At 71.1% G+C, this 14026-nt stretch carries 14 protein-coding genes; 3 read left to right on the forward strand and 11 right to left on the reverse strand.

All coding sequences use genetic code 11. The features are described from left to right. Positions 1 to 2: 2 nt before the first annotated feature. Together FLX08_RS16680 and FLX08_RS16685 are read right to left on the reverse strand one after the other, a co-directional pair. Positions 3 to 746, reverse strand: a complete 744-nt coding sequence (locus FLX08_RS16680) for a GumC domain-containing protein (RefSeq protein WP_142619776.1) — start codon at positions 744 to 746, stop codon at positions 3 to 5. A 3-nt stretch (positions 747 to 749) separates the two neighbouring features. Beyond that, entirely contained in the window at positions 750 to 1724 is a 975-nt protein-coding gene (locus tag FLX08_RS16685) for a hypothetical protein (protein WP_142619777.1), read from the reverse strand. 160 nt (positions 1725 to 1884) lie between these two features. Here FLX08_RS16685 and FLX08_RS16690 point away from each other — a divergent pair, with 160 nt between their 5' ends. Then, positions 1885 to 3066, forward strand: a complete 1182-nt coding sequence (locus tag FLX08_RS16690; protein WP_142619778.1) for an acyltransferase family protein — start codon at positions 1885 to 1887, stop codon at positions 3064 to 3066. Between the two features lie 18 nt (positions 3067 to 3084). Here FLX08_RS16690 and FLX08_RS16695 read toward each other — a convergent pair whose 3' ends face one another. From FLX08_RS16695 to FLX08_RS16735, 9 genes are all read right to left on the reverse strand, one after another. Beyond that, positions 3085 to 3903 carry a hypothetical protein gene (locus FLX08_RS16695; RefSeq protein ID WP_142619779.1) on the reverse strand — a complete coding sequence of 273 codons (819 nt, stop codon included), beginning with the start codon at positions 3901 to 3903 and terminating at the stop codon, positions 3085 to 3087. A 92-nt stretch (positions 3904 to 3995) separates the two neighbouring features. Beyond that, on the reverse strand, positions 3996 to 4883 hold the full coding sequence (locus tag FLX08_RS16700; protein ID WP_142619780.1) for a glycosyltransferase family 2 protein: 888 nt from the start codon (positions 4881 to 4883) through the stop codon (positions 3996 to 3998). A gap of 1 nt (position 4884) precedes the next feature. Continuing rightward, positions 4885 to 6465, reverse strand: a complete 1581-nt coding sequence (locus FLX08_RS16705; RefSeq protein WP_142619781.1) for an oligosaccharide flippase family protein — start codon at positions 6463 to 6465, stop codon at positions 4885 to 4887. Between the two features lie 16 nt (positions 6466 to 6481). Then, positions 6482 to 7489 (reverse strand): hypothetical protein, encoded by a 1008-nt coding sequence (locus tag FLX08_RS16710; protein ID WP_142619782.1) that lies wholly within the window; start codon positions 7487 to 7489, stop codon positions 6482 to 6484. A gap of 4 nt (positions 7490 to 7493) precedes the next feature. Further along, positions 7494 to 8750 (reverse strand): DUF4910 domain-containing protein, encoded by a 1257-nt coding sequence (locus FLX08_RS16715; protein WP_208761506.1) that lies wholly within the window; start codon positions 8748 to 8750, stop codon positions 7494 to 7496. Beyond that, entirely contained in the window at positions 8747 to 9766 is a 1020-nt protein-coding gene (locus FLX08_RS16720) for an NAD-dependent epimerase/dehydratase family protein (RefSeq protein ID WP_142619783.1), read from the reverse strand. Before FLX08_RS16720 ends, FLX08_RS16715 begins: the two co-directional genes overlap by 4 nt. After that, the gene (locus FLX08_RS16725) at positions 9766 to 10413 is read right to left on the reverse strand and encodes a PIG-L deacetylase family protein (RefSeq protein WP_142619784.1); all 648 of its coding nucleotides are present in this window, start codon (positions 10411 to 10413) and stop codon (positions 9766 to 9768) included. The genes FLX08_RS16720 and FLX08_RS16725 overlap by 1 nt, the downstream gene beginning before the upstream one ends. Then, on the reverse strand, positions 10410 to 11189 hold the full coding sequence (locus tag FLX08_RS16730; RefSeq protein WP_142619785.1) for a glycosyltransferase family protein: 780 nt from the start codon (positions 11187 to 11189) through the stop codon (positions 10410 to 10412). The genes FLX08_RS16725 and FLX08_RS16730 overlap by 4 nt, the downstream gene beginning before the upstream one ends. Next, a complete protein-coding gene (locus FLX08_RS16735) occupies positions 11186 to 12400 on the reverse strand; it encodes a class I SAM-dependent methyltransferase (RefSeq protein ID WP_142619786.1) in 1215 nt (404 codons plus the stop codon). Before FLX08_RS16735 ends, FLX08_RS16730 begins: the two co-directional genes overlap by 4 nt. 187 nt (positions 12401 to 12587) lie before the next feature. On the opposite strand from FLX08_RS16735, the gene rfbC reads away from it, so the two are divergent. After that, a complete protein-coding gene (rfbC, locus tag FLX08_RS16740; protein WP_341874333.1) occupies positions 12588 to 13145 on the forward strand; it encodes a dTDP-4-dehydrorhamnose 3,5-epimerase in 558 nt (185 codons plus the stop codon). A 27-nt stretch (positions 13146 to 13172) separates the two neighbouring features. Next, the gene (locus FLX08_RS16745) at positions 13173 to 14018 is read left to right on the forward strand and encodes a glycosyltransferase (protein WP_142619788.1); all 846 of its coding nucleotides are present in this window, start codon (positions 13173 to 13175) and stop codon (positions 14016 to 14018) included. Positions 14019 to 14026: the final 8 nt, after the last annotated feature.

Below are 14026 nucleotides of genomic sequence, written 5' to 3' on the forward strand. Positions count from 1 at the left end.
TGTCAGTGCCGGAGCAGCGGCGCCGACGTCGTCCGCGTGCCGGCGGGGTAGGCGGATCCGTTGAGGGGCGCCTGCGGCTTCGCGGTGCCGGAGCGGCGGGCGCGGCGCGATCGCGCCCAGCTTTCGACGGCGAAGGCGGCGGCCATGCTCAGGAACAGGCCCATCGCCAGCGCGACGCACGCCGCCCGCAGCCTGCTCCCCGTCTTCTCCTCGGGGGTGGTCGGCGGCACGACCTCGAACGCCCTGAGATAGGTGGCCCGCGGCGCGCCCAGCGCCCGCTGCTGCTCGATCAGCTTCTCCTGGGCGATCTTGCCGAGCCGCGCCACCACGTCATGAGCCTCCTGCGCCGTCGGAGCCTCCGCGGAGATGACGACGAACGGCAGCGTGATCATCAGCTCGGGGTTGGTCGTGCCGTTGCTGATCTTGTAGGTGGTCCGTCCGCCGGGCGTCACGCCCACCTGCCGCGCGACCTCGCCCGTGCTGAGACCCTGGATGAGGATCGAGGCGGAAAGGCCCAGCCCGCTGTCGATGTTGACCAGCGGGTTCGTCACCGGGTTGGGGAACTTGGGATCCGCGGGCAGGCTCCCCCCGTCGCGGGGGACGGTCAGCACGAGGCTCGAGGAGCACACGAAGGTCTTCGGGAACATGACGTAGACGCCGGCGGCCCCCGCGAGCACGAGCACGAAGACGGGGAAGGTGACGTACCACCGCCGGAACAGGACCAGGACCGTCGCCCAGAAATCCATGGGTCAGTCCTTGTCGTCGTCCGTGCGCGCGTCTCTGGTCACACGCGCGAAGCGACGGTCGTCGGTGCGCAGCGCCTCGGCCGCGTCCTTCCCCTTCACCGGCTCCGTCACGACGACGATCTCCTGGGTGTCCCACAGGACCACGTCCACGTCGTCGTCCTCGTCCTCGTACGCGGGGACGACAGGAGCGACGGGAGCGGCGGGAGCGGCGGGAACCGCCGGGGGCGCGGCGGCGGCCGGCGGCGCGGGGTCGCGCGGGAACGGCGGCGCGGGGTCGCGCGGGAACGGCGGGGCGTCGCGGAGCAGCGGGCGCCCGCCTCGGCGCGTCAGGGCGTAGACCAGGCCGAGACCCGCGCAGGCGACCAGAAGACCGACGCCGATCCCCAGCTGCCACCGGGTGGAGATCATGGCCTCCGGCTTGGAGGGCGGCACGATGTTGGCCACCGTGAGATAGGTCGACGGCGGGGCGCCGAGCGTCTGCTGCCATCCGGTCAGCTCGTCGCGGACCCGCCGCTGCGCCTTCGTCAGAACACTGGAGGCCGTCTCCGGGGACGGCGCCACGACGCGGATGTAGATGTACGGCCCGCTGATGTCCAGAACTCGGGGGTTGCTGCGCCCGTCGTCGATCGTGATCGTCGTGGGCCCGTCCTTGGGCGCGCCGAGCTGGGTCCACACGTCCTGCGTGTTCATCGACTGGATGACGATGCTCGCGGCCGTCTTCAGCGCGTCGTTGAACTGCAGGAGCGGGTTGCCCCGGGGCAGCGGGCGGTTCGGGTCGCGGGAGTAGACGCCGCCGTTCACGGGCGTGGCCAGCACCAGCGAGGTGTCCGCCTCATAACGGGTCGGGGCGACGAAGAAGGTGGCCGTGCCGGCCAGGATGGAGACCGCGAGCAGAGGGAGCCCGATCGACCACTTCCGCAGGAGACCGGCGATCGTCGTCCAGAACTCCACGTATCCCCCCGGCCTGTTCAGTGCCATCGGCCTGCCAGCAGGCGTCCGGACCCTGCTTGGATGACATCGCCACGCGCGGCTGTCGCGTTACAACGTTCCGATGTCCCGCGCCGGATGGTTACATTCGGCGGGATCCCCCCGATATACGTTGCGGCGACCGGTCCGGGCGACGACGGGAGTGCGGCGGATGGAGTCCACTGCGGGTCAGGCGACGGCTCCGTCCACCCGGGCACACGCTCCCGCGCGCCTGCCGGGCCTCGACGGGATCCGCGGGATCGCGGCCCTTTTCGTGGTCCTGCACCACTGCTGGCTGCTGTCCTTCCCGGGCTTCCCCGCCGACACGGGCCCCGCCTGGGCCGGCTGGCTCGTCTACGGGCATCTCGCGGTGGTGATGTTCATCGTCCTGTCGGGGTTCTCACTGGCGGTCTCGCCGGCCAGGTCGGGCTGGCGGCTGAACGGCCTGCGCCGGTTCGCCTACCGGCGGGCCTGGCGCATCCTCCCGCCCTACTGGGCGGCCCTGCTGTTCAGCCTCGTGGTCGCGTGGACGCTGATCCCGCAGCCCGGGCAGGGCAGCCCGACCGCGAAGTCCGTCCTGGTATACGGCCTGCTGGTCCAGGACCTGTTCGGCTCACCGAGCCCCAACGGCGCCTTCTGGTCCATCGCGGTGGAGGCGCAGCTCTACGTCGTGTTCCCGCTGATGCTCCTCGTGCTGCGGCGGGCCGGCGCGACCGTCCTGCTCGCCGCCCTGACCGTCGTCGTGGCCCTCGTCGGGCTGCTCGCGCCGTACGTCCCCGCGGTGGACCTGTTCATGCGGCTGACCCCGCAGTTCGCGGTGCTCTTCGCGATCGGCGCGGTCGCCGCGGGAACGGCGGCGGCCATGACGCCGGGCGTCACGGCGCGCGGGGAAGCGCACGAGGACGTGTCTCCGTGGCCGTCGCGTCTGCCCTGGCTGGCCCTGGCCGCCGCGGCGCCCGTCGTCCTGCTGATCGTCCTACGCGGTCCCGCATGGACGGTCGCGCACTACTTCTGGGTCGACCTGGCCGTCGGCCCGGCCGCGGGTCTGCTGCTCGCCTCCGTGGCGGCCGGTCGGCCCCGGCCCCTCGTGCGGCTGCTCGACACGCGGGCGCTGCGCCGGCTCGGCTCGTTCTCCTACAGCCTCTACCTCATCCACGCACCGATCGTGGTGGTGGTGAACCGCATGGTCCTGGCTCCCCGTCTCGTCCCCGGCGTGACGACGTTCCTGGCCACCCTCGTGCTGACCGTGCCGCTCGCGCTGCTCGCGGCGTGGCTGTTCGCGTCGGTCTTCGAGCTGCCGTTCCAGCGTCACCGCGGCTGGGGGGCGTTGCGGGCGGCGGTCCTGCGGCGGTAGCCGCCGCCCGGTTCCTCCCTAGAGCGGCAGCTCCGTCTGGCTGTCGGGACGGCCGACGTACCGGCCGTAGTCGGGGTGGTCGAAGCGGTGCAGCGCGACGATGTTGTCGTTCCACGGCGCCGGTACGGCACGCTTGTGGCGCAGGCCGTTGATCGGAGCGATCTTGAGGTTCTCGTTCGCCTCGTTGAACTCCCTGATGGCCCGCAGCTCGCCGACGTAGTCGTTGTGCAGGATCTGGTCGTCGTCGCCGACGGTGTCGTCCATATAGCAGAAGACGCGGGGCAGGAAATACTTGTGGTCGCCCGTGAAGATCCTCAGCGCGGCGGCCGTGGAGGAGTAGAAGTCCACGTCGACGGAGACGAAGCCGATCGGCGCGGGCCGCCTGTCGTCCAGGAACTCCACCACCGTGTCCGCGATGTTCCCGAGGACCAGGTGAGCCTCGGGCAGGCGCCCGCGCAGGGCCTCGACGTCCATGCTGAAGTCGCCCTCGCGCCAGATGTAGGGCAGGTCGCGGTAGTCGGTCGGCTTCGGCAGGCCCTCGCCCGTGTCGAAGCCGTACACGTCGATGCGCACACCGGTGGCGGCGGTGGCCAGCCGTGCCTGGCGGCTCATCTCGACCAGGCCCGCGCCGCCCGCGACGCCGAACTCGACCACGCTGATGCGGTCGACGCCGAGCCGCCTGGCCAGTTCTGCCGCCTGCTGGACGCCGTACGCGTAGTGCGGCCGGGGGAACAGATCGAGAGCGCAGCGCAGCTCGTACGAGCCGAAGGGCAGGCGGCGCATGACGGCGAGAACCGACCGTCCGGGCTGCATCAGCACCCGGACGAGGCGTATCACGTTCCGGTCGAACCCGCTTCGCGGCGAGGACGTCATAGTGGGTCGGCCTTTCTTCTGGTCGCGTGGTTGGATTGCGGCCGCCGTGTCCGGGGTCAACCTCCCAGAAGGCGAACGGCGAGACCGGTGAGCTTGCGGCCGCGGTGGGCCAGCACCTGGCGCTGGCGGCGCCCGTAGATGCGGGCCAGCACGGCCCGGCCCCGGCGGCGCTGCTCGGGGGTGAGATCCATGGCGCGCAGCGCCCGGTACATCGCGCGGAACTGGAGCGTGTTGGCGAAGTGCGCGGTCCACGCCGGCACGCCGAGGGCCCGGGCGATGTGCGGCAGCCGCTTCCAGCGCAGATTGCGGTGGGCCAGCACCTCGGGGACGTGACCCCACGGCCCGGTCAGGGCGAGCACGGTGGCGTACACCTCGTCCTCGCGGATCATCACGGGTCTGCGGATGCCCACCACCGCCGCGCGCCGCATCATGCCGTACAACGGGTCGAGGCGCATGTGCTCGGTGGTGACCGCGTCCCACAGCTCCGCCAGCCGGTCGACGGGGTCGCCGGAGAGCATCCCCGTGCCCTGGTAGGTCGGCCGGTGAACCGACCCGTCCGGGCTGGTGTACGCCGTGTCCGAGGTCACCAGGATGAGCCGCTCGTCGGCCAGCAACGGCTCGAGCGACCGGGACACGCAGTGGGGCTCGAGACGGTCGTCGTCGCCCATCCAGCGGAAGAACTCGCCCCGCGCCAGCCGCAGCACCTCGGTGAAGTTGCCGACGATGCCGATGTTGCGGGGCTGGCGGTGGTAGACGACCCGGGAGTCCTCCCGGGCGAGCCGCCGGCACAGCTCCTCCGTGCCGTCCGTGGACGCGTTGTCCGAGATGACGACCTCGAGCCGTTCGTGGTCCTGGGCGAGAACGGACCGCACGGCCTCCTCCAGCCGGTCGGCGCCGTTGCGGACCGGTATGCCGATGGAGACGAGTCTCTGTGAATCCGCCACCTCAGTGCTCCTTCGCCGTCGCCTCGACCGGCACCGGATGCCGGTGACCGGCGGGCAGCCGGTCCATCACATGGCCGCCCACCGTTCTCATCTGGTGCAGCGGCACCGCGACCAGAACGTAGACCAGCAGTCCTCCGGCGCCTGCGACGACGAGCTGGAGGAACTGGCTGCCCCCGGTCAGCGCGGCCAGGCCCACGGTGACCGCGAACGACACCGCGGCCCCGGCGAACGGTCGCACCAGCTGGGGCAGGATCGGCCACAGCCGCACCCCGGTGCGCTGCACGGCGAGCATCGCGAGCGGGAGGGCCACCAGCAGCGCGGCCGCCGCCTGGCCGACGGCCGCGCCTCGGATGCCGTCGAGGTGCGTGCCCACGATCACGGCGGGGATCAGGGCCACGCCGTACCCCAGGTTCATCCAGACGGTGGAGCGCGTGGCGCCCTGCCCGTTGAGGATGTCCAGGGCGAAGGAGGTCAGCATGCGCACCACCATCAGCACCGCGAGGAACCGCAGGACGCCGGCCGCCTGCCCCCACTTGTCGCCGTACAGGAAGTGGATGAGCGGGTGGGCGAGCACCGCCATGGCCACGGCCAGCGGCAGGATCGCGGTGACCAGCATCGGCACCGATTTCTGCACACCGAGCGACAGCGACTGCTCGTCACGCTCGGCGAGACGCGAGAAGCCGGCGATGGACACCGAACGGATCGCGGTGCCGATCAGGCCGGGCACCCAGCTCGACACGTTGAAGGCCATCAGGTAGAAGCCGAGCCAGTCGGGCCCCATGATGGCGCCGACGATGATGTAGCCGACATTGAGCAGGACGACTTCCAGGGCGATGCCCGCGGCGGAGGGGATGCCGAACCACAGCAGCCTCTTGGCGACGCCCCTGTCGAATCCCAGGCGCCAGGGCAGCCGGGCGTAGGCGAGCATGAACACGCCGGTGACCACGGCACCGGCCACCTGCCCCCAGGCGAAGCTGTACGGCCCGGCGCCACTGGCGGCGAGGGCGATCGCCACCGGAGCGTTCACCAGGAACCCCGCCAGGATCGCCTTGGCGCTCTTGCCCACGTGGAACCTGCGCAGCAGTGTCGCGCTGCGCACCGCGGTCACGGCCTCGATGAGGATGACCGCGGTGAGGAGCCGGACGACCGGGGTGGCCTCCTCGCTGCCCGCCAGGCTGGAGAAGTACGGCGCGCCCACGAAGAACACGCCGTACAGGGTGAGGGCGGAGATCATCGACAGCGTGGTGGCGGTCGGCGCGACGTCCTCCAGCCTGCCCCGCCACTGCACCACCGCCGCCATGACGCCGATGTCCTTGACGACCATGACGAACTGGGTCGCGGCCAGCGCGACCGCGTAGATGCCGAAGTCCTCCGGGGACAGCAGACGGGCCAGGACGAGGCCCATGAGGAACGACCCCGCCCGGGTCGTCAGGGTGCCCAGCAGGCTCCAGCCGAGCCCGCGTCCGGCCTTGCGGCCGATATCCCGCAGGTGGGCGGCCTCGCCGTCCGGCGGCCCGGCCGGTTCCCCCGGTTGCTCCGGCTGCTGTGGCTCCTCTGGCTCCGCGTCCTGGCTCTCTCGCATCGGCACTCCCCGATTCCTAGTTCTCCTCGGTGACCCGCTCCAGCCAGATCTCCCGCCAGAACGGCACGAACGCCCGCGGGCAGTTGGCCTTGTAAACACCCGCGCAGACGACGCCGTCGAGGACGATGCAGGGATTCTTCATCTGCAGCATGCGCCCTGTCTTCTCGTCGATGCACCGTTCCACGCGCGCGGCGACCCGGGCCACACGCCCGCAGTAGCGCGCCATCTCCTCCTCGAACCCCATGCCGCGGTTGAGCCGCTTGGTGTCGAGCGTGGCGACGATCGCCTCCCGTGATTTGACCCGCACGAGCTCGCCCGGTTGCAGGTCGCTCAGCTCGGTCGGGGTCGTGGTGTTCGGGCCGGGCGGCACGAAGCCCCACGCCATGCCGTTCCTGAACCGCAGCCGGGGAGGCAGACTGCGGCTCGCCCTCTGTAATCGGTTGAACAGCCCGAAGAAGAGCGTGCGGAGGGTGGCCAGGACGCCGGCGTTGCCCACCCGGATGTCCGTGACGTACTGGCCGAGGGCCCTGAAGGGCAGCGGCTCGGGAGCGGCGCGCAGCAACTCGGTCGCCTGGCAGCGGTAGCGCACCTCGCCGTCCGGCGCCGGCTCCCTCCGGGAGTTGATCTCCAGCAGGGGCAGGCTGCGTACGCGCTCGGGTGGGGCATCGGGCGCGGGCCCGCCCGGATCCACCCGTTTGAGCCATGCCTCCTTCCAGTAGAGCGAGCACGAGGTCTGGCAGCCTCCGTGGGCCGAGCCGTCGCAGCGCGACCCGGCCAGGTGCACGGCGTCCCGCATCCGCCGCATACCCGTGCCGGTCACGGTGTCGCACAGCTTGTGGGCCACCTTGTGCACCGTCATCCGCCGCCCGCAGAAGGACAGCATCTCCGGCATGAAGGGCAGGCCGTCGAGCTCGCCCTTCTCGTCGAGTGTGGCCATGATCTCCTCGACGCTGCGGACCTCCACCACCTCGCCGACCGTGAGGCCGAGGGCCTTCGGTCGTGCGGAGGCCTCGAACTGCGTCATCCGGCTACTCCTTCACGAGTCCCGCAACCAGCAGAGCCTGGGCCGCGTCCGCCACCACGTCGAACGACAGTCCAGAACGTTCCGAGATGTCGAGCAGGCTGTGCGCGCCGTCGGACAGGTTCAGCACCCACAACATCGCCATCTGCGCCTGTTTCGTGTCGCTGCGCCCGCCGAGCGACTCGTACAGGCCGCGCCTGCCCAGCTGGGGCTCACCGTAGGGGCTGAGATTCACGTAGGTGCGGTTGCGCTCCAGCACCTCGAAGGCCTTCACGCAGGCGTCCAGCGTGTCCCGCATCGCCTCCTCGGTGACGAAGTCCGGATCGTCGGCCGAGGTGTGATACTCCGGATAACCGGCGTACGGGGTCCTGGTCAGGCAGCCGACCGGCAGGTCGAACCCGGGCGAGCAATACTGCCGCTCGTCGTAGCCGTAGGGGGAGAAGTCCACCAGCGTGTGCGGGCGGTCGCGCAGGACGTGGGCGAAGACCCGGTCGATCTCGGCGTCCCCCCGGCGGCTGCGCTTGTAGGTGATCGGGCCCCGGTCTCCCGCGCAGGCGAGCACGATCCCGTGCCTGATCCGATCGGTTCTGTCCCGGTTGCGCGCCAACCAGGCGATGGAGCCGATGGTGCCGGGAGCGAACAGGAAGCGGTAGGTGTAGCGCCGCTCCTCCTGCGCCAGCAGCCCCGCCAGGCGGGTCGCCACCGCGACGCCCGCCAGGTTGTCGTTGGCCAGCGAGGGGTGGCAGACATGGCACGAGATCAGGACCTCCTCCGCGCTGCGGCCCGGGATCACGTGCTCGCCGTACGTCAGGTGCCCGTCGGCGAGCGTCGAGTCGATCCGCACCTCGTACGGCCCCGGCCCCATCCCGGCCAGCGTGTCCTCGCTCAGGCAGAACCCCCACGTCTCGGCGTAGTAACTGGTCCGGTACGGCACCAGGCCGGGCCGGCCGGGAAGCGTGTGCAGATGGGGGCGGAGCTCCTCCAGGGTCATGGTCGCCGACACCGGCACGCTGTAGCCGACCACGTGCAGGTTGGAGGCCGCGAAGTCGACGATCCGGGTCCCGGAGGAGTCCTTGATGTAGGCGTCGCGGATGTTCCATTCCTTGGGAATGGTCCAGTCGAGGACCTGCGTGCCCGTGGGCACTTCGCTGATCTCCAGCGGGATCGACTCGCCGATGATCTCCAGAGTGCGGCGCAGGCCGGATCCGGTGATGCTGCGGCACAGCGGATAGAGCCGCTCGACCAGCGCGTGCATCTCGCTCATGGGCGCAGCGAGGAGTCGACGGCGCCGGCCTCCCGACGGTCGGACAGGCGGGCGAGCCGGGTGAAGCGGCGCTCGAAGTCCTCCTTGGTCAGCCCGTGCTCGCGGTAGGCGTCGACCAGCTCCACGGCGCCGTCCTTGACCGACCAGCGGGCCTCGTATCCGGGAAGGGCGGCCCTGATGCGGGAGAAGTCCACCCGGTAGGAGCGCGGGTCCGCCCCCGCCTCGCCCGTGATCACAAGACGTGCGCCGGGCACGGCCTCGACGACCTCGGCCGCGATCTCCGCCACAGTGAGGTTGTTGCGCTCGGTGCCCACGTTGAACGCCTTCGCGTGCACCGCCTCCCTGGGCGCGGCCAGCGCGGCGGCGAACGCCTCCGCGATGTCCCGGGCGTGGACCAGCGGGCGCCAGGGCGTCCCGTCCGACAGCACGCGCACCTCCCCCGACAGGCACGCGTGGCCGACCAGATTGTTGAGCACGATGTCGGCCCGCAACCTCGGTGAGAAGCCGAAAGCCGTCGCGTTGCGCATGAAGACGGGGGTGAAGTCGTCGTCCGCCAGCTCGGTCAGGTCGTCCTCCACCCTGACCTTCGACTCCGCGTAGGGGGTCACCGGCCGGAGCGGCGCGTCCTCGTCCAGCAGGTCGTCGCCGCCCGACGCGCCGTAGACCGAGCAGGTGGACGCGTACAGGAACCGGCGCACTCCGGCGTCCCTGGCGAGCCGGGCCAGCCGCGAGGAGGCGTAATGGTTGATGTCGTAGGTCAGCTCGGGGGCCAGCGAGCCGAGCGGGTCGTTGGACAGCGCGGCGAGGTGGACGACGGCGTCGAACCCCTCCAGGTGCTCGGGCCGGACGTCGCGCAGGTCCACCGCGTACGTCTCGGGGTCGGCGGGCGGAGGGCCGAGCACGCAGTCGGCGAACAGCCCCGAGTCGAGGCCGGCCACCTCGTGGCCGGCCCGGGCGAGCACCGGGGCCATGACCGTGCCGAGATAGCCCTGGTGTCCGGTCAGCAGTAGCCGCATCAGTTCTCCAGGTCGAGAGTGAGCTTGTCCACGTGGAATGCCTCGGCGTACCGCGCGTGGCACTCGATGCCGCGGATGCGGGCGAGGCCGAGGAAGGCTTCCGGGTCGTACCAGGGGCGGTGCCGCTGTGAGGGGTAGTGGCTCTGCAGCAGGCCGGCCTTCTCCTCGGCCACGGCGGGGGTGAGCGGCTGGTAGACCGCCGGCCGGCCGAGGTCGCCGTCCCACTTGACGATCTCGTAGCCGAGAACCAGGTGGTCGCGGAAAGCGGTCGGCACCAGTTCGGCGAGGCCCCGGTGATCCTGGTGCAGGTCGCCCCGGTGGGGGGCGACGACCAGGTCGGGGTCGCCCGCCGCGCGCAGGTCCTCGACGGCGTTCTTGGCCTCGTCCCAGTGGGCGGGCAACCGCCCGTCGGGCAGCTTCAGCACGGTCAGCCGCAGGTCGGCGCCGGGGCAGAAGGCGGCGAGCGCGGCCCGTTCCTCGTCCTCCCGCTCGGTTCCGCCGCCGGACAGCACCAGGGCGTCCACACGGACGCCGGGGTGCGCGGCGCAGAGGGTCAGCAGCGTGCCGCCCGCCCCGATCGCGATGTCGTCGCAGTGCGCCGCGAGTGCCGCGATCCTGCGCAGGCGGCCCGGTCGCAGCCCGATCACTCGTGCTCCCACAGCGCCCACGGCCGGTCGCCGCGCGCCCACGCCTGGTCCAGCTCCAGCCGCTGGTTGACGGTGTCGCTCGGCCGCCAGTATCCACGGTGGGGGTAGGCGAGCAGGCGGCCGCGCTTGGCCAGCTCGGCGCAGCCGTCGGCCACGAGGTCGCCGTTCAGGGGGATGTGGTCGAAGACCTCCTGGCGGAGGACGAAGAAGCCGCCGTTCACCCACAGCGGCATCTCGCTGACGGGCGTGATCGAGCCGACCCTGCCGTCCTCGCCCACGTCCACACAGTGGAAGGTGTTGGACGGCGGGACCACCATCATCGACGCCCCGGCGTCCGCGGCGCGGAACCGCTCGATGATCTCGGACAGCGGCGCGTCGGTGAGTACGTCCGCGTAGTTCGCCAGAAAGATCTCATCGCCCTCAAGATAGGGGCGCACCCGGCGAAGCCGCTCTCCAATGGGCGAATCCACCCCTGTGTCCACGAGGGAGATCGACCAGTCGGAGATGTCGGTGGACAACAGGTCCACCCGGCCGTTGCGCAGGACGAAATCGTTGGACGCCGTTTCCTGGTAGTGCAGGAAGTAATTCTTGATGTGTTGCGCGCCGTATCCGAGGCAGAGGACGAAATCCCGATGGCCGAAATGCGCGTAGTAACGCATCACATGCCACAGCAGAGGACGGGGGCCGACGAGCTGCATCGGCTTGGGAATGTCCCCGCCGGGGAGGTCGCTGCGCATCCTGGTGCCCCGGCCTCCGCAGAAGAGGACGACTTTCACACGATCTCCAGTCGGGGGATCGGGAAGACCAGCCGGCCTCCCCACTCGCGTACGTACGAGAGCTGGGCGGTCAACTCCTCCCGCAGGTTCCACGGCAGCACCAGCACGTAGTCGGGGCGGTCGGCGGCGATCTGCTCCGGCGGGAGGACGGGGATCCGCGCGCCGGGGGTGAACCGCCCGTGTTTGTAGGGGTTCCGGTCGACCGTGTAACGCAGCAGGTCGGGACGGATGCCGCAGTGGTTGAGCAAGGTGTTGCCCTTGCCGGGGGCGCCGTAGCCCACGACCGTCCTGCCCTGTGCGGCGGCGTCGAGGAGGAACGTCAGCAGCTCCCGCCGGACCCGCGCCACCCGCTCGGCGAACTGGGCGTACCCGGACAGCTCGTGCAGTCCGGCGGCCTTCTCCGCCGCCAGCACCTCGGCCACGCGCGGGCTCGGCTCGGCGCCGAGCTCCACCGGGCGGGCCCACAGCCGGATCGATCCGCCGTGGGTCGGCAGCAGCTCGACGTCCACCAGGGCGAGCCCGCCGCTCGCGAGCGCCCGCTCGGCCGAGGCGACCGTGTAGTACTGGAAGTGCTCGTGGTAGATCGTGTCGTACTGGTTGAGCTCCACGAGGGTGAGCAGGTGCTGCACCTCGATCGAGACCCAGCCCCGGTCGTCCAGGAGCGCGCGCAGCCCCCGGGTGAAGCCGATGACGTCGGGGATGTGCGCGTAGACGTTGTTGGCCACGACGAGGTCGGCAGGCCCGTGCTCGGCCCGTACGGCGGCGCCCGTCTCCGGCCCGAGGAACGCCGTGAGCGTCGGCACCCCGTTGTCCCTGGCCGCCTGGCCGACGTTCACCGACGGTTCGATGCCGAGGCACCGGATGTCGCGTTCCACAACGTGCCGCAACAGATAGCCGTCGTTGCTCGCCACCTCGACCACGAACCGGGGGCGCAGCCGCTCGGCCGCGTCCGCCACGAACCGCCGCGCGTGCTCCACCCACGAGGTGGAGTACGACGAGTAGTAGGCGTACTCGGTGAAGGTGTCCTGCGGCGTGATGAGCGCGGGGATCTGGGCGAGCCAGCAGTCGGTGCACACCCGCAGATGCAGCGGATAGGTGATCTCCGGCTCGTCGAGCTGCCGGGCGTCGAGGAACCGCTCGCACGGCGGTGTCGCGCCGAGGTCGACGACTCCGACGAGGCTCGCGGACCCGCACAGCCGGCACGTCGTCATCAGGACCTCCTCCGACCTCTCGGGGAACTTCGCGCCGGCCGTTTTCCAGACGAATTCCGGGCAGGCGTAACCGACAGAAACTGAGCTGGCATTTTCCCCCCAGCATCGGAGTCCGACAGTCATAAGTCGGGCGTTGGACGGCGAGCGTTACAAGGCGCCTGTGTCATGCTTCCGGTTCATGGAGCGGATGAGTATCGAGGGAGCGTGGAGCTTCACTCCGCGAATCCACAGCGACATCCGGGGTGACTTCCTCGAATGTTTCAGGGCGGCGGAGTTACGCGAGGCGATCGGGCACGGCATGGAGCTGGCCCAGGCCAACTGCTCGGTTTCCCGGCGCGGAGTGCTGCGCGGCATCCACTTCGCGGACGTACCGCCCGGCCAGGCCAAATACGTGACCTGCGTCTCCGGGGCCGTGCTCGACGTTGTGGTGGACCTGCGGGTGGGCTCGCCCACCTTCGGCAAGTGGGAGGGGCTCGTCCTCGATGACGTGTCCCGGCGCGCGGTGTACGTGTCGGAGGGCCTCGGCCACGCGTTCGCCGTCCTCAGCGAGCAGGCCACCGTGCTCTACCTGTGCTCCCAGCCGTACGCGCCGGGGCGCGAGCACGGTGTGCACCCGCTCGATCCGGAGATCGGCGTCGACTGGCGGCTCGGCGGTGAGCCGGTCCTGTCGGACAAGGACGCCGCGGCGCCCACGCTGAGCGAGGCGCTGGACTCCGGGATCCTCCCGAGATATCGGCTCTCCTGACCTGGCGCGCGGGCCCATACTGCTCCTGTGACGAGCGTCGTGATCCCCGCGCACAACGAGGCTCCGGTCCTCGGCCGCCTGCTCTCCGGGCTGCTGGACGACGCCCGGCCGGGCGAGTTCGACGTCGTGGTGGTGGCGAACGGGTGCACCGACGAGACCGAGCCGGTCGCGCGGGCGCACGGCGTGCGCGTGCTGAGCACGCCGGTGGCGTCCAAACGCGAGGCGCTGCGTCTCGGCGACCGGGCGGCCCGCGGCTTTCCCCGGCTCTATGTGGACGCCGACGTCACCCTGAGCACCGCGGGGGCACGCGCGCTCGTGGCCCGTCTCGGCGGTCCGGGCACGCTGCTCGCGGCGGCGCCGGAACGCGATCTGGCGCTCGCCGGCCGGCCCTGGACCGTCCGCGCGTACTACGCGATCTGGACCCGCCTGCCGCACGTGCGCACGGGACTGTTCGGCCGCGGGGTCATCGCGGTCACCGAGGAGGGCAACGACCGGATCCGCGCGCTCCCGCCGGTCATGGCCGACGACCTGGCCGCCTCCCTGGCGTTCGGCGAGGGCGAGCGGGTGGTCGTGGCGGAGGCGCGGGCCGGGATCCAGACCCCCCGGACGTTCGCCGACCTGCTGCGCCGCCGCGTCCGTGCGGCGACCAGCGTGAGCGAGCTGGAGCGCGAGACCGGTCCGGGCGGGCCGTCCGCGCGCACGAGCCTGGGCGACCTGGTCCGTATCGCCGCGCGGGAGCCGTGGCTGCTCCCGGCGGCGGCCGTCTTCGCCTGCGTCACCGTGCTGGCGCGGCGCAGAGCGCGCCGCGCCGTACGGGCGGGCGACTACACGACCTGGCTGCGCGACGAGAGCAGCCGGGCCCCGGGATCATGACGGACGCA

Source organism: Microbispora hainanensis, from assembly GCF_006874475.1.
Classification (GTDB): domain Bacteria; phylum Actinomycetota; class Actinomycetes; order Streptosporangiales; family Streptosporangiaceae; genus Microbispora; species Microbispora hainanensis.

Bases quoted from the DNA above. Each gene is read 5' to 3' on its own strand.
- FLX08_RS16720 (WP_142619783.1), bottom strand. From the start codon at position 9,766: ATGCGGCTACTGCTGACCGGACACCAGGGCTATCTCGGCACGGTCATG.
- rfbC (WP_341874333.1), top strand. From the start codon at position 12,588: ATGAGTATCGAGGGAGCGTGGAGCTTCACTCCGCGAATCCACAGCGAC.
- FLX08_RS16715 (WP_208761506.1), bottom strand. From the start codon at position 8,750: ATGAGCGAGATGCACGCGCTGGTCGAGCGGCTCTATCCGCTGTGCCGC.
- FLX08_RS16710 (WP_142619782.1), bottom strand. From the start codon at position 7,489: ATGACGCAGTTCGAGGCCTCCGCACGACCGAAGGCCCTCGGCCTCACG.
- FLX08_RS16735 (WP_142619786.1), bottom strand. From the start codon at position 12,400: ATGACGACGTGCCGGCTGTGCGGGTCCGCGAGCCTCGTCGGAGTCGTC.
- FLX08_RS16705 (WP_142619781.1), bottom strand. From the start codon at position 6,465: ATGCGAGAGAGCCAGGACGCGGAGCCAGAGGAGCCACAGCAGCCGGAG.
- FLX08_RS16680 (WP_142619776.1), bottom strand. From the start codon at position 746: ATGGATTTCTGGGCGACGGTCCTGGTCCTGTTCCGGCGGTGGTACGTC.
- FLX08_RS16690 (WP_142619778.1), top strand. From the start codon at position 1,885: ATGGAGTCCACTGCGGGTCAGGCGACGGCTCCGTCCACCCGGGCACAC.
- FLX08_RS16685 (WP_142619777.1), bottom strand. From the start codon at position 1,724: ATGGCACTGAACAGGCCGGGGGGATACGTGGAGTTCTGGACGACGATC.